The 22,371-nt window shown below is 33.0% G+C and carries 18 protein-coding genes; 11 read left to right on the top strand and 7 right to left on the bottom strand.

Annotated features, from left to right (window positions below; all coding sequences use genetic code 11):
- Positions 1-125: 125 nt before the first annotated feature.
- Entirely contained in the window at positions 126-797 is a 672-nt protein-coding gene (locus AC1EUY_RS04570; RefSeq protein WP_480194326.1) for a DUF4412 domain-containing protein, read from the top strand.
- 47 nt (positions 798-844) lie between these two features.
- On the opposite strand, the gene AC1EUY_RS04565 is transcribed toward AC1EUY_RS04570, so the two are convergent.
- On the bottom strand, positions 845-1,540 hold the full coding sequence (locus tag AC1EUY_RS04565) for a hypothetical protein (protein ID WP_480194325.1): 696 nt from the start codon (positions 1,538-1,540) through the stop codon (positions 845-847).
- Positions 1,541-1,561: 21 nt separating this feature from the next.
- On the bottom strand, positions 1,562-3,238 hold the full coding sequence (locus tag AC1EUY_RS04560; RefSeq protein ID WP_480194324.1) for a formate--tetrahydrofolate ligase: 1,677 nt from the start codon (positions 3,236-3,238) through the stop codon (positions 1,562-1,564).
- 200 nt (positions 3,239-3,438) lie between these two features.
- Here AC1EUY_RS04560 and secDF point away from each other — a divergent pair, with 200 nt between their 5' ends.
- From secDF to AC1EUY_RS04540, 4 genes are all read left to right on the top strand, one after another.
- Positions 3,439-6,405, top strand: a complete 2,967-nt coding sequence (gene secDF, locus AC1EUY_RS04555; protein ID WP_480194323.1) for a protein translocase subunit SecDF — start codon at positions 3,439-3,441, stop codon at positions 6,403-6,405.
- Between the two features lie 92 nt (positions 6,406-6,497).
- Entirely contained in the window at positions 6,498-7,619 is a 1,122-nt protein-coding gene (locus tag AC1EUY_RS04550; RefSeq protein ID WP_480194322.1) for an adenylate kinase, read from the top strand.
- A 51-nt stretch (positions 7,620-7,670) separates the two neighbouring features.
- The gene (gene obgE / locus AC1EUY_RS04545; RefSeq protein ID WP_480194321.1) at positions 7,671-8,663 is read left to right on the top strand and encodes a GTPase ObgE; all 993 of its coding nucleotides are present in this window, start codon (positions 7,671-7,673) and stop codon (positions 8,661-8,663) included.
- Between the two features lie 174 nt (positions 8,664-8,837).
- A complete protein-coding gene (locus tag AC1EUY_RS04540; RefSeq protein WP_480194320.1) occupies positions 8,838-9,029 on the top strand; it encodes a cold-shock protein in 192 nt (63 codons plus the stop codon).
- Between the two features lie 76 nt (positions 9,030-9,105).
- Here the strand turns inward: AC1EUY_RS04540 and AC1EUY_RS04535 are convergent, their stop codons facing one another.
- Genes AC1EUY_RS04535 through AC1EUY_RS04525 form a run of 3 tightly spaced genes read right to left on the bottom strand, consistent with a single transcriptional unit; the run spans position 9,106 to position 11,991 of the window.
- Complete coding sequence (locus tag AC1EUY_RS04535; RefSeq protein WP_480194319.1) at positions 9,106-10,563, bottom strand: Gfo/Idh/MocA family protein; 1,458 nt, start codon at positions 10,561-10,563, stop codon at positions 9,106-9,108.
- A gap of 6 nt (positions 10,564-10,569) precedes the next feature.
- Positions 10,570-11,358 (bottom strand): 3-keto-disaccharide hydrolase, encoded by a 789-nt coding sequence (locus tag AC1EUY_RS04530; RefSeq protein ID WP_480194318.1) that lies wholly within the window; start codon positions 11,356-11,358, stop codon positions 10,570-10,572.
- 9 nt (positions 11,359-11,367) lie between these two features.
- Positions 11,368-11,991, bottom strand: coding sequence for a 3-keto-disaccharide hydrolase (locus AC1EUY_RS04525; RefSeq protein WP_480194317.1), 624 nt, complete (start codon positions 11,989-11,991; stop codon positions 11,368-11,370).
- Between the two features lie 170 nt (positions 11,992-12,161).
- Between AC1EUY_RS04525 and AC1EUY_RS04520 the strand changes: the two genes are divergently transcribed.
- The 3 genes from AC1EUY_RS04520 to AC1EUY_RS04510 are packed head-to-tail and all read left to right on the top strand — an operon-like array spanning position 12,162 to position 16,105.
- Entirely contained in the window at positions 12,162-13,493 is a 1,332-nt protein-coding gene (locus AC1EUY_RS04520) for a hypothetical protein (RefSeq protein ID WP_480194316.1), read from the top strand.
- 51 nt (positions 13,494-13,544) lie between these two features.
- Positions 13,545-15,566 (top strand): prolyl oligopeptidase family serine peptidase, encoded by a 2,022-nt coding sequence (locus AC1EUY_RS04515; RefSeq protein WP_480194315.1) that lies wholly within the window; start codon positions 13,545-13,547, stop codon positions 15,564-15,566.
- Positions 15,566-16,105 (top strand): DUF1697 domain-containing protein, encoded by a 540-nt coding sequence (locus tag AC1EUY_RS04510; RefSeq protein WP_480194314.1) that lies wholly within the window; start codon positions 15,566-15,568, stop codon positions 16,103-16,105. The genes AC1EUY_RS04515 and AC1EUY_RS04510 overlap by 1 nt, the downstream gene beginning before the upstream one ends.
- A gap of 80 nt (positions 16,106-16,185) precedes the next feature.
- Here AC1EUY_RS04510 and AC1EUY_RS04505 read toward each other — a convergent pair whose 3' ends face one another.
- Entirely contained in the window at positions 16,186-16,692 is a 507-nt protein-coding gene (locus AC1EUY_RS04505; RefSeq protein WP_480194313.1) for a methyltransferase family protein, read from the bottom strand.
- Positions 16,685-17,596, bottom strand: coding sequence for a TIGR01777 family oxidoreductase (locus tag AC1EUY_RS04500; RefSeq protein ID WP_480194312.1), 912 nt, complete (start codon positions 17,594-17,596; stop codon positions 16,685-16,687). Before AC1EUY_RS04500 ends, AC1EUY_RS04505 begins: the two co-directional genes overlap by 8 nt.
- Positions 17,597-17,807: 211 nt before the next feature.
- On the opposite strand from AC1EUY_RS04500, the gene lepA reads away from it, so the two are divergent.
- The 3 genes from lepA (at position 17,808) to AC1EUY_RS04485 (ending at position 22,370) form a co-directional block, all read left to right on the top strand.
- The gene (gene lepA, locus AC1EUY_RS04495; RefSeq protein ID WP_480194311.1) at positions 17,808-19,604 is read left to right on the top strand and encodes a translation elongation factor 4; all 1,797 of its coding nucleotides are present in this window, start codon (positions 17,808-17,810) and stop codon (positions 19,602-19,604) included.
- Positions 19,605-19,695: 91 nt separating this feature from the next.
- Entirely contained in the window at positions 19,696-21,102 is a 1,407-nt protein-coding gene (locus AC1EUY_RS04490) for a glycogen synthase (RefSeq protein WP_480194310.1), read from the top strand.
- 2 nt (positions 21,103-21,104) lie between these two features.
- The gene (locus AC1EUY_RS04485; protein ID WP_480194309.1) at positions 21,105-22,370 is read left to right on the top strand and encodes a glucose-1-phosphate adenylyltransferase; all 1,266 of its coding nucleotides are present in this window, start codon (positions 21,105-21,107) and stop codon (positions 22,368-22,370) included.
- Position 22,371: the final 1 nt, after the last annotated feature.

The following is a 22,371-nucleotide window of genomic DNA, read 5'->3' as shown; positions in this document are numbered from 1 at the left end:
TCTTCTTACTTCTAATCAAATCAAACCTCTTTCATTAAACAATAAAAGAGGTTTTTTATTTTCTCAAAACTTTTTGGCAAACTTTTTGGTTATCTTTACACCATAATAAAACATAAACTTATATAATGAAGAAAATTATTCTACTATTTGTAGCAATGCTAAGTCTGAATGCATTTGCACAAGACACAGTAAAAGAAGGTATGGTTACTATGAAGATGACTATGTCTAGTGACAATGATCAGGTAAATGCTTCGCTAGCAATGATGGGTGATCTTACCATGAATACGTATTTTAAAGCTGGTAAATCTAGATCTGAAATGAAAAACCCTATGGCCGGTAACACTACTACGGTTGTAGATAAAGATGCTAAAAAGATTTTAGTTCTTATGGACAACCCAATGATGGGTAAAAAATATTTAGAGCGTGAAATAAATGTTTCAGATGAAGAATTAGATAAATTAACCATTACAGAAACAGGAGATACTAAAACTGTTGCGGGTTATGTATGTAAAGGATATACTGTTTCTGGTAAAAAAGATGGTGTAGATACAAAAATGACTATCTATACTACTGAAAAGATTGTAGCCCCTACTCAAAATACTGCGGATTTAGGAGATAAAATAAAAGGATTCCCAATGCACATGACAATGAATGTTGTACAGGGTGGATTTCCAATGACGATCACATCTGAAGTAACTGAAGTTAAAGGTGAAAAAGTAGAGGATAGTAAATTTAACATGACAGTGCCTGAAGGATATTCTAAAATGGAACAACCTAAACCAGCTACTGTAGATTAATTTAAGTTTCAAAAAAATTATAAAAATCAGCCTATTGGCTGATTTTTTTATTTGAGGTCAGATTCTATATCTTTAATCAGTTCAAGAATTTTCTTTTCTACTCTAAAATATTGTTGTAAAATAAATACTCTATTGTTTTCAATGCTTATTAAGCGATTTAAAAGTTTATTCTTTTTAATCTTTGATAATTTGATAGGCTGAATTATTTCTTTTAATTTACCATTAGAATCAAATACCCTATTTTCTGCTAAAATAGTATTGAATGATTCAAAATGATTTGGATAAAATTGCATCTCTAGATAATCTTCTTCTATTTTTTCTAATATTTCGTAGTGAAAATCATACAATGCTATTATTTTAAATCTCAATGAATCATTTTGAACTAATTTAAGTCCATTAGATTTTAAAGATTCATATCCTGATTTATTTTGAATAGAAATAAAACTTCTTAATAGCATAAAATCATATGCAGCTAAAGAATCCTTATTTACAACTTTATTATCAATTAATTTTCTGAAATATCTACAAGCCTCTACTCCTTTTTTATGCCCTAGAATATTTGTTTTTACATCTTCAAAATCTAATTTAAGTCCATTTTTTATTTCAATTAAAATCTTTCTCTCAGACTCTCTCTCTTTTCTATTATCGTTCCAATTATTTAAAGCAAAAGCTAATGAAATTCCAATAAAAATTGAAAGGAATTCAAAGGCATAATTTTTCAAGCCGCTTTTTTTAGTTCCCATAGATTTACAATTAAAAATAATTTAAGACAATCCAGAGATTACACCTTGATTATCAATGGTCATATTTTCTGACGCTGGTGTGCTTGGTAAACCAGGCATACGCATCATTTTGCCTAGTATTGGTATTAAAAATTGTGCTCCAGCAGCAATTTCAATTTCTCGTACAGTAATTCTAAATCCTGTTGGACGACCAACCAATTTATCATTATCAGAGAATGATTTTTGTGTTTTTGCCATACAAATAGCAAAATCATTAAATCCTAATCGGTCAATTCTACGTAAATTAAGTTCCGCTTTAGTATCAAAATCTACACCGTCAGCACCATAAATTTCTCTAGCAATAGTTTCAATTTTTTCTTTTACAGGAGACTTCCAATCGTATAAAGGTTTAAAAATAGTTGCTTTATTTTCTACCACATCAACAACAGCTTTTGCTAAACCTTGTGTTCCGTTACCACCTTCTGCCCATCCTTTAGAAACTACAGCTTGAACTCCTAAAGACGCACATTTTTCAATTACAAAATTGATTTCTTCATCAGTATCACTAATAAAATTGTTAATAGCAACTACAGGTTCAATATTAAATTTACGCACATTTTCTATATGCTTTTCTAAGTTTTCAAAACCTTTTGTTACACGTTCTAAACTTGGTGTGTTATACTCTTCTTTTGGTGAGCCACCATGATGACGCAATGCTCTAACAGTAGCAACTAACACTACACATTTAGGATTCAATCCTGCATAAGCAGATTTGATATTTAAGAACTTTTCTGCACCTAGATCCGCTCCAAAACCCGCTTCGGTTACTACGTAATTAGATAATGAAAGCCCCATTTTAGTAGCAATTATAGTATTTGTTCCTTGCGCAATATTGGCAAATGGGCCACCATGTATAATCGCAGGATTGTGCTCTAACGTTTGTACTAAATTAGGCTTAATAGCATCTTTTAGCAAAATCGCCATAGCATCTTGCGCCTTTAAATCACGGGCAAAAATTGCTTTTTTATCAAAGGTAAATCCAACAAAAATATCGCCTAAACGCTTTTTTAGGTCTTCCATATCTTTTGCCATACACAAAATGGCCATTACCTCAGAAGCTGGTGTAATATTGAAGCCATCTTCACGAGGTATTCCATTTGAAATACCACCTAAACCAATGGTAATTTGCCGTAACGCACGGTCGTTCATGTCAATTACACGTTTCCAGGCAATGGTTCTCGGGTCAATATTTAAATTGTTAGTTTTGCTTTGTAAATTATTATCAATTAAAGCTGATAGTAAATTATTTGCTTTTTCAACGGCATTAAAATCACCCGTAAAATGTAGATTGATATCTTCCATAGGCACTACCTGTGAGTATCCTCCTCCTGCAGCACCTCCTTTAATCCCAAAAACGGGTCCTAATGACGGTTCACGTAAAACAACAGTAGCTTGTTTTCCTATTTTATTTAGTCCTTCATTTAATCCTATAGAAACGGTTGTTTTTCCTTCCCCTGCAGGTGTTGGTGTTAAGGCAGTAACCAAAACGAGGTTGTTTTGGTTGATTTTTTCTTCATCAATTAATCGTAACGGAAGCTTTGCTTTATACTTTCCGAAAAGGATAAGATCATCTTCTTCAATAGCTATTTTTTTTGCAACTTCTTTAATATGTTGCATCTGATTGCCTTGTGCAATCTCAATATCAGTTTGGTGTGACATACTAAAAATTTATATAAGCGAATATACTAAAATATTAATCCTGATAACGTTATTTTCAAAGTTGTTAAATGTCAAATTTTCAGGTAATTCCATGAGAACAATACACTTATAAAAAAGCATAAAACAATTGGGTATTCTTTTATGAAATACTATATTTGCGCGTTAATTACAAATTGAAGATTTTTTAAACAGAAAAGATAATGCAGAATAAAGGACTTATAAAAGTATTGGCTATCATTTTTGGATTGATATGTTTATACTATTTATCATTTACATGGGTAAATAATAGACTTGAAGATGATGCGAAAGCATATGCCGATGGTAATGCGCAGAAAGAGCAGGTTTATTTAGATTCTATCGCAAATTTGCCTATCGCAAATTATGGATACACAAAATATACCGGAAAAGAAATAAGAGATCGCGCCATTAACTTAGGTCTTGACCTAAAAGGGGGTATCGATGCAACCTTAGAAGTATCTGTGAGAGATATTTTAATGGGACTAGCGAACAACTCTAAAAACCCAGTTTTCAATAAAGCCTTAGCAGATGCTACTGAAGCTCAAAAGAATAGTGATAGTGATTATCTAACCTTATTCTTAGATGCTTTTGATAAAGTTAGTGATGGTTCTGTAAAATTAGGAGACCCAAGTATTTTTGGTAATAAATCTTTAAAAGATAAGATCAACTTCAAAATGGCGGATGATGAAGTGATCCCAATACTTAAAGATGAAGTAAAAGGTTCTATTAGTACAGCTTTCGAGGTTTTACGTAGTAGAATTGATCGTTTTGGAGTTACGCAACCCAGTATTCAACAAGTTGGTGAGTCTGGTAGAATCTCTATTCAGTTACCTGGCGCTAAAGATATTGATCGTGTAAAAAAATTATTACAAAGTACAGCAGAGTTACAATTCTGGGAAGTATATGAAAATGGGGAAACCGCTAATTTCTTTATTCAAGCAAATACAAAACTTGCAGAATTATTGAAAGATGAAACCCCTACTGAAGTAAAACAAGACACTACCATTTCTAAAGATGAAGAATTAGATGCCTTATTAGGTGATACAGCTAAAGATTCTATTGATGCTGCTGTAGCAAATCCTTTATTTGCAGTTTTATCTCCTAACATTCCTCAAAACGCACAGCAAAGAAGTTCTTCAATAGCATATGCGAATGTAAAAGACACAGCTAAAGTAAATAAGTATTTAGCTATGAAAGAGGTAAGAGCATTACTGCCTACCGAAATGACGTACGCTAAATTTTTATGGGATGCCAAACCTAATCAAGATTCAGAAATAATTAGCCTATATGCTATTAAATCGAATCGTGAAGATGTAGCTCCTATTAATGGTGATGTAATCTCAGATGCAAGTCAAGTATTCGATCAATTAGGTGTCAATCCTGAGGTCAGCATGAGTATGAACAGTAAAGGTTCAAAACAATGGGCTAAAATGACAGAAGCAAATGTAGGTAAATTTGTTGCTGTTGTATTAGATGATTATGTTTACTCTGCACCTAATGTAAATGAACCTATTTCAGGTGGAAGAACATCTATCTCTGGTCAATTTAGTATAGAAGAAGCACAAGATTTAGCAAATGCTTTAAAATCGGGTAAACTACCAGCAGCGGCAAGAATTATTGAATCTTCGGTGGTTGGAGCATCCTTAGGGCAAGAATCTATCGATAATAGTGTAGTTGCCTTTTTAATTGCCTTGAGTTTAGTATTGATATGGATGATCTTTTACTATGGTAAGGCAGGTATCTTTGCTGATATTGCTTTAATATTAAATATCTTATTCATTTTTGGAGTATTAACAGCTTTTGGCGCTGTATTAACTTTACCAGGCGTTGCAGGTATTATCATTACTATTGGTATGGCCGTTGATGCAAACGTAATTATCTATGAACGAATTAAAGAAGCCTTAGCACGTGGAAAAGTATTAAAAGACGCTATTGCTGAAGGGTTTAGTTTAAAAGGTGCACTTTCGGCGATTATCGATGCAAATGTAACTACATTTTTAACAGGTGCTATTCTTTATATTTTTGGTTCGGGACCTATCAAAGGTTTTGCAACAACCTTAATGATTGGTATTATTACTTCTTTAATTTCTGCTGTATTTATTACAAGATTATTAATTGATTGGGCGGCGAACAAAGATTATGGTATGACCTTTAATACTAGCATTACCAAAGGTTGGTTCCAGAATATGAGCGTAGAATTTTTAAAGAAAAGAAAACTTGCCTATATATTTTCAGCAATTGTTATTTTAATAGGCTTAGGTTCTATTTTCACACAAGGTTTCAACCAAGGTGTTGATTTTAAAGGGGGTCGTACCTATACAGTTCGTTTTGATCAAAATATTAGTGCTCAAGAGGCAAGAGCTTCTTTAAAAGAGGTGTTCGGTGATGCTCCTGAAGTAAAAACCTATGGTGGTGCTAATCAGTTAAAGATTACCACAGACTATAAAGTTGATGACAATGACATTAACGTGAGTGATGAAATTCAAGAGCTTTTATTTAAAGGCCTACAATCATATTTACCTGATGGGGCTACGCTAGACAATTTTAAAATTGGTTCAGATCAAGTTGAAGATCATAAGATAGGAATCATGAAATATTTTGAGGTGGGTCCAACTATAGCTGATGATATTAAGCAGAAAGCCGTTTGGGCAATCTTAGGATCATTAATCATCGTATTCTTATATATCTTATTACGTTTTAGAAAATGGCAATATAGTTTAGGTGCTGTTGTAGCTGTATTTCATGATGTATTAATTGTACTCGCTGTATTCTCATTATTCTGGAAAGTTTTACCATTTGACATGGAAATTGGTCAATCATTTATTGCAGCCATCTTAACAGTAGTTGGGTACTCATTAAATGATACAGTAGTTATTTTTGACCGCATTAGAGAATTCGCTCAAAAGCACCCAACATGGCCTTTTGCAGATACTGTAAATAAAGCCTTAAGTACTACATTAGGAAGAACGATCAACACATCATTAACTACATTAATCGTATTATTATCAATCTTCATTTTTGGTGGAGATTCTATTAAAGGATTTATGTTTGCAATGATTATTGGTGTAATTGTAGGTACCTATTCATCATTATTTATTGCATCGCCGATTATGTATGATACCATAACTAAAGTTTCAAAAAAGAAATAAACTTAGTCTAATAATATGTAAAACCGCTTTGAGTAACTGAGGTTCAGCATATCAAAGCGGTTTTATCTTTTTAGTATGATTAACTTTGCAATATGAGTGTAGTAAAAATTCAAGATAAATACTTCAAACCTTATATTTCTGAAGAAAAAATAGCTGAAGCTATTAAAAGAATGGTTTATTGGATCAAGGATGATCTTCAAGAAGGAGAAATTCCTCTTTTTATAGGTATTATGAATGGTTCATTTGTTTTTGCTTCCGATTTTATTAGAGCTTATGAAGATGATTGCGAGGTAACCTTTGTAAAATTAGCCTCATATACAGGAGATAAAACAACAGAAGAAGTAAAGCAATTAATTGGTATTGATAAAGAATTAAATCTAGCAGGAAAAACAGTAATTATACTCGAAGATATTATTGATACGGGAACTACGCTCGAGCATATTTATGAAATCTTTAGAGATCAAAACCTTAAACAATTAAAAATAGCAACTTTATTTTTTAAACCCGATGTCTTTCGCAAAGGACTTCCAATAGATTATATTGGTATTTCTATAGAAGATAGGTTTATCGTAGGCTATGGCTTAGACTATAATGGTTTAGGGAGGAATTTAAAAAGCATATATCAACATACAACACAACAAATGACAAACATAGTATTATTTGGTCCTCCTGGGGCAGGTAAAGGAACTCAAGCCGATATTTTAAAAGAGAAATACAACTTGGTACACATTTCTACCGGAGACGTATTTCGATATAATATCAAAAACAAAACAGCATTGGGTATGTTAGCGAAGTCTTATATGGATCAAGGTGATTTAGTGCCTGACGAAGTAACCATTAATATGCTTGAAGCTGAAGTAGCTAAAAATGCTGATGTAAATGGATTTATTTTTGACGGATTTCCGCGTACTGAAGATCAAGCAAAAGCATTAGATACCTTCTTAGAAAAAAAAGGAGAAAGTATTAATGGTATGGTTGCTTTAGAAGTACCAGAAGATTTACTGGTTAAACGACTTTTAGAACGTGGTAAAACAAGTGGAAGGCCAGACGATCAAGACGAAGACAAAATTAGAAATCGTTTTAATGAATACAATACCAAAACTGCCGTATTACAACATTATTACGAAGCTCAGAACAAATATTATGGTGTAAATGGCGTAGGTAGCATAGCAGATATTACTGAACGTTTAAGCGAAGTAATTGATAAATTATAAGCTATGAGCTATTGGCTTTTAGCTAATAGCAAACAGCTAAAAGCAAAATAAATGACTGAAGGCAATTTTGTAGATTTTATTAAAATTTTTGCTTCTTCTGGTAAAGGAGGTAAAGGCTCTGTGCATTTGCATCGCGAAAAATACATTCAAAAAGGTGGTCCTGATGGTGGTGATGGTGGTCGTGGCGGTCATATAATTGTACGCGGTAATAAAAATATGTGGACACTTTACCACATGAAGTTCAAGAAGCACTTCAAAGCAGAACACGGTGGTGATGGTAGTAAGCAGCGCAGCACTGGTAAAGATGGGCAAGATGTATATATTGATGTTCCATTAGGTACTATAGTTCGTGATGGCGAAACCAATGAACAGCTTTTTGAAATTACTGAAGACCATCAAGAAAAAATTTTGGTAGAAGGTGGTATGGGCGGTCGTGGTAATTGGCACTTTAAATCAGCTACCAATCAAACACCTCGTTATGCGCAGCCAGGAATTCCTGGTCAAGAAGGTTGGTTTCAACTAGAACTTAAATTATTGGCAGATGTTGGTTTAGTAGGCTTTCCTAATGCTGGTAAATCTACGCTACTTTCAGTCATAACCGCTGCAAAACCCAAAATTGCCGATTATGCATTTACCACCCTTAAACCTAATCTAGGAATTGTAGAATATCGCAATTTTCAGAGTTTTGTAATGGCAGATATACCTGGTATCATAGAAGGTGCCGCTGAAGGAAAAGGATTAGGTCATCGATTCTTACGTCATATAGAACGTAACTCAACCTTGCTATTTTTGGTGCCTGCAGATTCTGATGATATTGCTAAAGAATATGATATTTTACTTAACGAATTAAAGAAGCACAACCCAGAACTACTAGATAAAGACAGGCTATTAGCTATTTCAAAATCTGACATGCTTGATGAAGAACTAAAAGAAGAAATAGAAAAAGAACTTCCTAAAAAAATCGATCATATTTTTATCTCCTCTATTGCACAATTCGGTTTAATCGAATTAAAAGATAAACTTTGGCAAATGCTAAATTCGTAATTTTACGAAAAATCGCATCTATAAAATTAAAGATGGTAAAAATTTTCAAGTCTATTTTATAGACTGAAAATAAGCTGAAACTATTAGTTTTTAAAAATAAAATTAAAAAAACTACATTTTATTGAATTTCAATATACTACCTTTGTACTTTATTAATTTATTATTTTTTTTATTATGGGTACAGGTACCGTAAAATTTTTTAATGACTCAAAAGGGTTTGGATTTATTACTGAAGACGAATCTGGGAAAGAGCATTTTGTACATGTTTCTGGTTTAATTGATGATGTTCGTGAAGGTGACAAGGTAGAATTCGATTTAACAGAAGGAAGAAAAGGATTGAACGCAGTAAACGTTAAAGTATTATAATATTTTAGATTACAGTATTTCAATGAAAAAGCCTATCGTTTTATGATAGGCTTTATTTGTTTTAAAACTATACTTGTTAAAATTTTCGATATTTAGCTCCTAAATACTGATTAGCTTCTTCTTCAGAAAACTTGGCAACTTTACTATCCCAGTGTAATGTCTGGTTAGGAAAACGTCCAGCAATCACTCCTAATAAAATAGTTTCAGTAAGTCTCGCGGCATAAGAAAACGGAGCTGTACACTCATCTTTACCTAAACAGGCATCTACAAACTGATGGTAATGTTTTGGCCCTTCAGAGGCATAATTGCGAATTGGTTTGCCCATATTATGCACCTTTTCTATTTCGACGATTTCTTCTGAAATATCTACATACTCTCCATCCACAATTTTCTTTGGTAACTGCATAAAATGAGGTAATAGCAAGCGTCCTTTTTCACCTATAAACATGGCACCTTGTTCAGGCAATTTTCCTTCATCGGCTACTTTTGCATCTAAAGAAATTTTGTCTTTTACAGATTGTTCTCCTTTATTATCACTACTTTTTTCATTAGGCTCACCAGGCAATTTTAAATCTTCATGATTTCTCGGTGCTCCTGGACCATCGTACCAAATCCAAGTAAGTTTCTCACCTGTGTATTCTGTACCGGGAAATTCATATGTAACGATATTATTTTCTGGATAGCCAAACCCATTTGGTGCTCTACACTCATTTTTAATTGTCATCGGCACGTCTAGATTAAGTGCATTATAGGGTGTATCAAAAATATGAACACCCATATCTCCCAATGTTCCACATCCATAATCTACCAATTTACGCCAGTTTCCTGGATGATACACCTCTTTTTTATAAGGTCTTTGAGCAGATGTTCCTAACCAAAGATTCCAATCTAGTGTTTCGGGCACTGGATCATTACCTTCGGGAGCAGGTCCGTCATAACCCCAATTTTTAGGCGACCAAGCTCTAACTGTATGTACTTTCCCAATAATACCAGATTGAATTAATAAAGTAGCTAATTTATAATCGTAAAAAGAATGTACTTGAATTCCCATTTGTGTAACTAAGTTCTTCTCTTTCGCTACTCGATTCATCTCTCTAGCTTCTGTCACATGGTGCGTTAATGGTTTTTGACAATATACATGCTTGCCTTTATCCATTGCTAGCAATGACGCTGGTGCATGTGTATGATCTGGCGTTGAAACAATTACAGCATCAATTTCATTCTCCATTTCTTTAAGCATCACTCTATAATCTGCATATGTTTTAGCATTAGGGTGCAATTTCTTAGCTGCCGCTAAATAATTAGCGTCAACATCACACAAGGCAACTACATCTACTTTCTCATGAGAAGAAATATCTCGTAAATCTTCATTACCCATATTACCAACGCCTACATGAGCTGTTCTTAATCGTGTAATGGTATTATCAGATTCAATTTTATCTTTTGCCTCTTTACAAGATAAAATTAAAGAAGGCATAACAGCCGTAGATGAAGCTAATATTGCAGATTTTTTAAGAAATTCTCTTTTATTCATGACACTTTATAGTTTTCTTATTTTAATATTTCTAAACCAAATCGGGCTAGCATGATCTTGTAATCCTATATACCCTTTTTTAAATTTTCCATAGTCAGGACTATTTTTCCATTTATCTGAATTCTTCTTTTCATACCATGCTTCATCCCAAGGCACGAATGAGACTATCCTTTTTCCATTAAGCCAATGTTCCACTTTTTCTGGTGTAAATACTATTTTAGAACTATTCCATTCACCAACAGGATTTAGAACTTTATCCTCACTTGCAGGATGCATGGCATAGTCTGATCCTGTTTTTTGTAATGGTTTTAGCTCTTCTGGCTTCTCGGTATAACCTAAGCTTTTATTATATGCTGTAAGATCATGAATTTTCGCATAGTTTATATCATCTATTAGTTGATATTCTGGTGATGCCACATAAGGTGCATCATATCCTTCTTTTACATGATAAAAAATTCCGCTATTCCCTCCTTTAGGGAGTTTCCATTCTAGATATAATTCGAAATTGTCAAATTCTTCGTCACCATAAATAATATCTTTTCCGCCTTTGTAATCTTGTTCTAAACCTAATTCTGTATCAAACGTTAATTCTCCGTTTTTGACAATCCAGCCTGGAGGTAAGCTATCACCATTATAAGCTCTCCAGCCTTTAGTACTGGTTCCATCGAACAAAGAAATCCATTCTGATACTGGTTCTGTTTTTTTAACTTCTTTAGAAACTTCTTCCTTTCTATTTTCTTTACAGGAAAGAAATAAGGTTGTTAAAAATAATATGGTTAGTATGTTTTTTCTCATCGGGTTATTTTATTCTAGTTCTTCTATATATATATTACGCCATCTTACTTTAATACCGCCTCCATCGTGTATTTGTAAGGCAATTCCTCCTTCTCCTTTTCCTATTTTTTCATCAGTTAGATGTACCATTTCAGTATCATTTAACCAAGTTGTTACAGTATCTCCATCTACTTTTATCTTCATTGTATTCCATTCTCCCATTTTTAACGCTTTATCTTTTTCAGGGTTAGGTTTTATAAGCCACCCTCTACCGTAAGATTCATAAATACCTCCACTATCTTTACCTGGTGGTGCGACTTCTACCTGCCAACCACTCACTTTAGTGCCTTCAACGGTAGATCTAAAAAACACACCGCTATTACCATCGGCTTCTTGTTTAAATTCTAAAGTAAGAATGAAATTTTTATAATAGGTATCTGTCCCCAGGTATCCATACTGAGCATCGGGGCCACTTTCACAAATTAATTCTCCATTTTTTACATACCACTTTTCTGTACCATAGTTTGTCCATCCATCTAAATTTTCACCATTAAAAAGAGTTTTTTTTTGATTACCACAACTTATTAGTATTAAAACTAACAATCCATTTAAAAAAATCTTTTGGAGTTTTTTTGTTAAAATCGACTTATCCATTAATTAGTTTTTATTATTTACCTTTTTAAAGATACAAAACCTATTACTTTTATTATAAAAGATTCTACAAACAACTTTCATTTAGCGATAAACATAACACTAAAGAGAATTTAAGTCATTAAAAATGAATTTTAAATATTTAGTATTTTAGACACCCTAAACTAACTATTTTGAGTAAAGACTTTAATAACCCAGCCTTTAAAAAACTATTACAAAAACTTCAGGAAGAGAGTTGGCAATTAGAATTACTTATTTCTGGTTTTGCCATATTTGGACTTTTTCAGGCCTGGGAGCCAATAAAACTTGCTATTCAAGAGGCACAAAGTCAAAATCTTATGTATCGAGCTCAAGTATTTATCTTTTTAGGGGTCTCGACAGCCATATTAATTTTTAATTTAGTACTTCATGTAATCTTACGGGGTTTATGGATAGGAGCTTTAGGGCTTCGTTATATCTCTGGAGATATTGATTATGAAGCACTCAATTATAGCTCTAAATTTACAAAGTATCTAAAGAAAAAAATTGGTTCTTTTGATAAATATATTGCCTCTCTTGAAAACTACTGTAGTGTCATTTTTGCCGTTTCATTTCTGTTAATATTTTATATACTCGGTTTTGCCCTTGTTATAATATCGATAGCTTTAACAACTGAATTCATAATAAACAATGAAGCATTACCTGATTGGTTACAAAAAGTACTTGGCATACCCATTATACTTTTCATAGTATTGGGGATGTTACTTACGTTTATTGATTTTATAACACAGGGATTTTTAAAGAAAAAGAAATGGCTTTCTAAAATTTACTTTCCGTTTTATTGGGTGTTTAGTTTTATCACGCTATCCTTTTTATACCGTCCGTTAATTTACAATTTCTTAGACAACAAATTTGGTAAGCGCATTAGTATAATACTGGTTCCTTTTTATATTCTTTTACTATTTATTACATCAATTGAAGAAAAGCAATCAAACTATTTTAGTAAACCGAGGAGTTCAGATTTATCTAATGAATATTTTGTAAGTAATAGTAATTATGAAAATATGCTTACAGAAAAAGATGAATTTATTAGAATGGCAGCCATTCCTTCGAAGGTTATTAAAGATAATCATTTAAAAATTTTTATGCCTTTTTCAAAAAGTATTGAAAATCGCATGTATAAGCGTAATAAAGGGTTGAAACCAGAAAAAGACCTTCGCGGCCTATCCTCAAGAATCAAATTTTCAAAATCTAATATCAAGTTTAGCAAGCAGGATAGTTTAAAAAGAATCTATATTAAAACATTTAATGAAACGTACAAAATATATATAGATTCTGTAAAATATTCGTCAGACTTTCTTTTAGGGGAAAGCGCAACGAATCAATTTGGATTTGAAACCTATTTAGATATTAAAAGTTTATCTGAAGGTAGGCATATATTATCACTTAGAAGAGATTCATACAGCGAAAAAGATACTACCGAAGTGACTTTTTCAAGAATTCCATTTTGGTATTTTAAAGATTAATTACTATTTGCGTTTATCTTTTCTTAACTTTAGGCTTCAAAATTTTATACCATGCGGAGCTTAGTATTTTTATGCTGTTTTCTTATAGTAACGACCCTTCAATCACAAGAAAAAACCTCTTTTAAAAACTTAGATATTTTCGAGTTAGAATGGGTTCAAAATTCACAAATTTCTCCTGACGGAACTAAAATAGTGTATCAAAGAAGTGGTTTTGATATTATGAATGATAGTCGTACGTCACGTTTATGGATGATGGATTCAAATGGAGCGAACCATACAAAATTAATCAATAATGATGTTAACGAATCGAATGCTCAATGGTCTCCAGATGGAAATAAGATTGCGTTTACCAGCAATACCAAAGAAGGGTCTGAAATTTTTGTCTATTGGCTTCATACCAATAAGATAGCACGATTGACGCAACTTGAAAAATCTCCTAGCGGGTTATCATGGTCCCCTGACGGAAAGCAAATTGCATTTACCATGAAAGTAGATAGTAAACAACCTTCTCTCGTAAAACCTCCTAAAAAGCCTAAAGGTGCTAAATGGGCAGCTCATCCAAGAGTAACTACACGTTTAAAATATGAAGCTGATGGTTCTGGATATATCAAACCCGCATTCAGACATTTATTTATTGTCGATGCCGAAGGTGGTACCGCTAGACAAATATCCAGTGGAGATAAAAATTTTGGCACTCCTCAATGGTCAAATGACGCTAAAGTTTTATTCTTTAGCAGTAATCTTAATGATAATTGGGAGTACGAAACTCGTAATTCTGAAATTTATGCCCTAGACATAGCTTCGGGAAATATAACATCATTAACTGATAGAAATGGCCCTGATTTTGGCTTAGCATTTTCACCCAACGGAAAACAGATTGCGTACTTAGGCTATGATGATAAAGTACAAACCTATCAAGTTAATAAAATTTATCTGATGAATGTTGATGGATCTAATAAACAAATGATTAACACTAATTTAGACCGCGGAAAATCTAATTTAAACTGGAGTAATGATGGTAAAGGGCTGTACTTTCAATATGACGATAAAGGCAATACTAAAATAGGATACACCACCCTTTCGGGAAAAATAACCAATATCGCCGATAATCTGGGTGGTACTTCTATTGGCCGCCCTTATGGTGGTGGATCGTATTCAATCTCAAAAAATGGCACCATAGCCTATACCTATACTACGCCCTATCATCCTGCAGAAATAGCAATCGTTTCTAAAGGACAAAAACCACAAGTAATTTCACATTTAAATAAAGATATACTAGCATATCGTAACTTAGGAAAAACAGAAGATATATGGTATAATTCATCTGTAGATGCTAATAAAATTCAAGGATGGATTGTGTATCCACCCAATTTTGACACTTCAAAAAAATATCCTTTACTTGTTGAAAATCATGGCGGTCCTATTGCTAATTATGGTGACCGATTTTCACCAGAAATACAACTGTATGCAGCCGCTGGTTATGTAGTTTTTTATCCGAATCCACGTGGAAGTACCAGCTATGGAGAGAAATTCGGCAACCTCTTATATCATAAGTATCCAGGTGAAGATTATAACGATGTTATGGATGGTGTCGATGCCATAATTGCCAAAGGATTTATTGATCCTAACGAATTATATGTAACAGGTGGAAGCGCTGGTGGTATTATGACCGCTTGGATGATCGGTAAAAACAATCGTTTTAAAGCCGCTGCAGTTGTAAAACCCGTAATGAACTGGATTAGCAAAACCTTGGTAGCCGATAATTATTTTTATTATGCAGATTATCGTTATCCTGGACAACCATGGGAAAATTTTGAAACTTACTGGAAATTTTCACCTTTATCATTAGTAGGAAATATTGAAACACCCACTTTAGTCATGGTTGGTACTTCAGATTTACGTACACCGCTATCCGAAGCGAAACAATTGTATGGTGCTTTAAAAATTAGAAAAAAAGAAACAGCCTTGGTAGAAATTCCTGGAGCTTACCACGGTATTGCAAGAAAACCTAGTCAGCTCATCACCAAAGTAGATCATGTACTCGCTTGGTTTGAAAAATATAGAAAAAAGTAATGCAAACTTTTATCTGTTTACTTCGAGGCATCAATGTAAGTGGTCAGAAGAAGATTAAAATGATAGCATTAAAAGCCTCTTTTGAAAAACTAGGTTTTATAAATGTTGTGACGTACATACAAAGCGGGAATATTGTTTTTAAGTCTAAAAAAAAAGATTCAAAAAAATTAGAAACAATTATTCATCAAATGTTATCAGATGATTATGGATTTGATGTTGCCGTTATTATACGTACTCCAAAAGAAATGCAATATGTTATTTCGAATAATCCTTATGAGAAAGATGCTACCAAAGACCCTAAAAAGTTCTACGTAGTGTTTTTACAAGAACAACCGCAACAGCAACATATTCATGTGTTAGCAACCTATGATTATAGTCCTGAAGAATATAGAATTAATAATAGGCTGATCTATTATTATGCAGGCAATGGTGCAGGCAATCCTAAAATGAGTAATAATTTTTTTGAAAGTAAATTAAAAGTTCGAGCTTCCACACGCAATTGGAGAACGGTACATAAGTTGGTAGCACTTTCTAGCTAAAAATAGTCATTTCGAACAAACTGAGAAATCTTACTTTAGATCTCTCAATCGTTTCACTCATTTCGAGATGACGTCATTTCTTATTTGCATTTCCAAGGGGGAAATCTTGGAAACCATCGTGGTACATTTTTTTTATAAAGAATGTATTCTTCTCCAAATCTCTTCTCTAAATCAGGTTCTTCTTTTTTAATAAAATAAAGAGTATTACTAAGAAAAAACAACATCCCCCAGATTAAAATTGCTAATGAATTTAATAATAATGCTTCTGCGAAAATAATAAATAACACCCCTAATATCATTGGGTTTCTAGTATGCTGATACAAACTTTTAACTACTAGTTTTTGAGTTGGTTGCCAAGGTGCTAAGGTGCCATTTCCTATTGTTATAAACAATCGTAACGATTGTATAAACAGAAAAAAACCCATAACTAAAAATAAATAACCCAAGCTTAACTGAGTTTTAGTAGTTAGAGAAAATAATTGCCCTTTAACTAAAAAATATAAACCCGCTGGAATAATAACCACAACCATAAACGGTAACACTAAAACAGTTTTAAGTTGTTGCCATATGTTCGGTTTGTCATTCACGATTATAGATATCGTTTAATGCTTTAGTAACATCGTTATATTCAAACTCAAACCCAGCATTTTTAATTTTATCATTTAACAAATACTGACTTTCAAGGGTAATTGCAGCCATTTCACCGAGTACCAACTTTATTGCAAATTTCGGAACATTGGGCAGATAAATCGACTTATCTAAACTTTTAGCTAATGCCTTCGTCAGTTCTTGATTCGTAACTGGGTTTGAAGCAACACCATTGTAGATACCTGTCAGTTTTTTTTCAAGAACAAATAAAAACATAGTTGCTAAATCTTTTACGTGAATCCAAGATTGCCATTGCTTACCACTACCAATAGCAGCACCTATGCCCTGTTTTATAGGTTTGGCCATTTCTTTAAGCGCACCTCCATTCTTTGCTAAAACAATCCCAATACGTATTTTGGTAACGGCAATTCCTAATTCACCTAAGGTATCAGCTTCATTTTCCCAGGTTTGTACCACTTTCCCTAAAAAACCTTCACTAATTTTAGTTTCATCTTCATCATACCTTGAACTTATTGACGATGGGTAAATACCCAATGCCGATGCAGAACAAAATTGAGTAACGGTATGCTTATTCTCTGAGAGTACCTTATATAATGTCTGAATAGAGTTCACCCTACTCGAGACAATTTCCTCCTTATAATCACTTGTCCATCGTTCAGAGATGGTGACTCCAGCTAGATTGATGATTTTAGTAACACCCTCAAGGCAATTAACATTAATCTCAGTTGTAGTAGGATTCCAATAAAAACCTTTATAATTTTCTTGGGCAACAATTTTATTTTTACGCGTCGTTAAATAATGTACCATATACCCTTTCGCTAAAGCGTGTTTCGTAATTTCTGATCCAACTAACCCTGTAGCGCCTGTAATTAGTAATTTCATCAATTAAAATAATTAGCTAGTATTTCTTCTGCATGTAACCATACATAAATTACTATCAATAATAAAACTATTAAAATAAGAGAGCGTTTATTATTAGGTTTTTTACGTTTTCTAATACGTCTAAATTTCATAGTAATGATAATATTAGTTCTATAAAAATACGCATTATCTTATAACTTATTTAAGTATCTTTGTGCACTTATTTTAGGGCATGAAAAACATTCGTAATTTTTGCATTATTGCACATATTGACCACGGAAAAAGCACCTTGGCTGATAGATTATTGGAATATACAGGTACGATTACCGATCGCGAAAAGCAAGATCAGTTATTAGACGATATGGATTTGGAGCGTGAGCGTGGTATTACAATCAAATCTCATGCTATTCAGATGGATTACGAATACGAAGGTGAGCAATATACCTTAAACCTTATTGATACTCCTGGACATGTTGATTTTAGTTATGAAGTATCTCGATCTATTGCAGCCTGTGAAGGTGCTCTTTTAATTGTTGACGCTGCCCAAAGTATTCAAGCGCAAACTATTTCTAACTTGTATTTAGCACTTGAGAATGATTTGGAGATTATTCCAGTATTAAACAAAGTTGATTTGCCAAGTGCAAATCCTGAAGAAGTGACCGATGATATTGTCGATCTGTTAGGTTGCGATGCCTCGGAAGTAATTCCTGCTAGTGGAAAAACAGGGTTTGGTGTTCAAGACATTTTAAAAGCAATTATTGAACGTGTTCCAGCTCCTAAAGGAAACCCAGATGAGCCTTTACAAGCATTGATTTTTGATTCTGTTTATAACTCGTATCGTGGTGTTGAAACCTATTTTAGAGTTATGAACGGTGAAATAAAAAAAGGGCAACGTATTAAGTTCATGGCAACAGATAATGAATATTTTGCTGATGAAGTTGGTACTTTAAAATTAAAACAACAGCCTAAACAGGTTATAAAAACTGGAGATGTTGGTTATCTAATTACTGGTATTAAAGCAGCAAGCGAGGTAAAAGCTGGAGATACTATAACAGATGCTGCAAAACCAACAGGCACTGCAATTGATGGGTTTGAAGATGTAAAACCCATGGTATTCGCAGGTATTTATCCTGTTGATACTGAAGATTATGAAGAACTTCGTAATTCTATGGAAAAGTTACAGTTAAATGATGCCTCTTTAGTTTTTCAACCTGAAAGTTCTGCGGCATTAGGATTTGGATTTCGCTGTGGATTCTTAGGAATGTTACACCTAGAAATCATTCAAGAACGTTTAGAACGAGAGTTTGATATGACGGTAATTACTACCGTACCGAATGTTTCGTATCATGCGTTTACCAATAAAGAACCGGATGAGAAAATCTTGGTGAATAACCCAAGTGATTTACCAGATCCGTCAAAATTAAATCGCGTAGAAGAGCCTTATATCAAAGCATCTATTATTACAAAATCAGATTTTGTAGGTCCAGTAATGAGTTTATGCATAGAAAAGCGAGGTGAAATTACCAATCAGACCTATTTAACAACCGAACGTGTAGAATTAAATTTTGACATGCCTTTGGCTGAAATTGTTTTTGACTTCTATGATCGTTTAAAAACTGTTTCTAAAGGATATGCCTCATTTGACTACTCTCCTATTGGTATGCGTGCTTCTAAATTAGTAAAAGTAGATGTGTTATTGAATGGCCAAAATGTAGATGCGCTTTCTGCCTTATTACATGCTGATAATGCTTACAATATTGGCAAGCGCATGTGTGAGAAACTAAAAGAACTAATTCCACGTCAACAATTTGATATTCCTATTCAGGCGGCAATTGGTGCTAAGATTATTTCAAGAGAAACCGTAAAAGCACTCCGTAAAGATGTAACGGCTAAATGTTATGGTGGTGATATCTCTCGTAAACGTAAACTCTTAGAGAAGCAGAAAAAAGGTAAAAAACGTATGCGCCAAGTAGGTAATGTTGAAATACCACAACAAGCATTTATGGCCGTATTGAAGCTAAATGACTAGCATTTTTACGAAATCGTTTCCTTAAAAACAATAGTAATTTAAAGTATTGATTAAAAACATTTAGTAAATTTATAGAACTATAAACTTACTAATGAAAGTAGTTCATATCAGTGCTGAATGTTATCCTATCGCTAAAGTCGGTGGCTTAGCAGATGTTGTTGGTGCGTTACCAATTTATCAAAATAAATTAGGCATCAGCAGTCAGGTAATGATGCCTTTTTATAAAAATAATTTTACCAAAAAAAACAAATGTAAATCTGTATATAGCTCAACTCTTTTACTTGGTTCTAACAAACTCACTTTTAAAATTTTAAAACTTGAGAAGAATAACTTAGGATATGAAATTTTCTTTGTAGATGTGCCTAGTTATCTAGATACCGATTATGTATATTCAGAAGATGATACAGAACGATTTCTTGCTTTTCAAATTGCAGCATTAGATTGGGTATTAACATTAAAAGAACCACCTTCAATAATTCATTGTCATGATCATCATACTGGGCTTATTCCTTTTATGATGTCGCACAGCGACAGATACAAAATATTAAGAGAAATTCCGTCTGTTTTAACTATTCATAATGCCCAATACCAAGGATGGTTTTCACATGAACAGGTAGGTCTAATTCCTGCTTTTGACAAAAACAACATTGGTTTATTAGATTGGAACAATTGCATAAATCCACTTGCAACAGCCATAAAGTGTGCATGGCGAGTTACTACTGTTTCACCTAGTTATATGAAAGAGTTAAAACAAAGCGCAAACGGATTAGAGAGTCTTTTAAGTCATGAAAGTACTAAATGCTCTGGTATTCTTAACGGTATCGATACTGATGTTTGGAACCCCGAAACAGATCCTTTTTTACTGAAAAATTATAAACGAACCACTGTTCAATCTGGTAAAAAAGCTTCTAAAAAATGGCTTTGTAATACCTATAATTTAGATGTTAAAAAACCACTTTTTGCATTTATAGGAAGGTTAGTTTTCGAAAAAGGTGCCGATCTTTTCCCAGAAATTTTTGAAAAAGCACTAAACGAACACGATATTTCTATTTTATTATTAGGTTCAGGTAATAATGCAGTTGAAAACAAATTAAAAGAGTTAACTAAAAAATATAAAGGTAAATTCAGCGCACATATTGGCTATGATGAGCAACTATCTCACTATATCTACGCAGGAGCCGATTATCTATTAATGCCTTCTCGAGTAGAACCTTGTGGACTTAATCAAATGTATGCCTTACGATATGGCACCATTCCCATTGTACATGCTATTGGAGGTTTGAAAGATACAGTAGTTGATATCGACGATGATGGATTTGGTTTTTTACATCATAAAATTTCCGTTAATGCAGTTTTAAATGAAATTAAAAGAGCAACAATTTTTTACGAGAATCAAACCAAGTTTAAAAAAAATCGTACATTAATCATGCGTATTAATCATTCTTGGGATACTTCTGCTCAAGCCTATATTAATTTATACAAATCTATAATCAGTTAGTTATGATAAGCAATAACGTTTTAGCCATTATTTTAGGAGGAGGTCAAGGTTCAAGACTATATCCTTTAACCAAAGATCGTTCAAAACCTGCAGTACCCATTGCAGGAAAATATAGATTAGTAGATATACCTATATCTAATTGTATAAATGCTGATATTAAAAGAATGTATGTCTTAACGCAGTTTAATTCTGCTTCATTAAACAGACATATTAAAAATACGTATCACTTTAGTTTTTTTAGTTCGGCTTTTGTAGATGTGCTGGCTGCTGAACAGACTATGGCGAGTGATAAATGGTTTCAAGGTACTGCCGATGCTGTTAGACAAAGTCTGCATCATTTTCTAAATCATGATTTTGAATATGCATTGATTTTATCAGGAGATCAGTTGTACCAAATGAATTATAAGCTCATGCTACAAGAACATATAAAAAGTAAAGCCAAAATATCTATCGCTACTATCCCTGTTAATTCAAAAGATGCTACTTCTTTTGGAATCTTAAAAGCAGATGAAAAGAACGTTATAACTTCTTTTATTGAAAAGCCCGATGCTTCATTACTTCCTGATTGGACTTCAGAAGTTAGTGACGAAATGAAAAAAGAAGGTAGAAATTATTTGGCTTCTATGGGTATTTATATTTTTAATAGAGATCTATTAATAAAGCTAATGGATGATCCGAATACAATGGACTTTGGAAAAGAGATTATTCCTCAATCTATCAATAAACACAAAACGTTAAGTTATCAATATGAAGGGTATTGGACAGATATTGGAAACATCGATTCATTTTTTGAAGCTAATATTGGTTTGACAGATGCTATTCCAAAATTTGACTTGTATGATAAATCTAAACGTATTTATACGCGTGCAAGAATGCTTCCAACTACTAAAATTTCGGGAACTTCTTTAGATAAAACAGTAATAGCTGAAGGTTGTTTAATTAATGCAGCAACGATACAAAAGTCTGTAATCGGGATTAGATCAAGAATCGGTGCAGAATCTACTATAATAAACACCTATATGATGGGTTCAGATTACTATGAATCACTAAAAGATGTTGAAGAAAATAAAGTAGATATTTTTATGGGTATTGGTGAGCGTTGTTTTATTAAAAATGCAATCATAGATAAAAATTGTCGTATAGGTGACGATGTTCGAATAAATGGCGGAAAACATTTAGAAGACAAAGAGACTGACACTTACTCTATAAAAGAAGGCATTGTAGTAATAAAGAAAGGAGCCGTTATACCTAAAGGAACTATTATTTAAT

It is taken from the genome of Maritimimonas sp. 2210JD6-3 (assembly GCF_056591795.1).
Note: the sequence above shows the minus strand (reverse complement) of the source record. Positions and strands in the feature narration are given on the sequence as shown.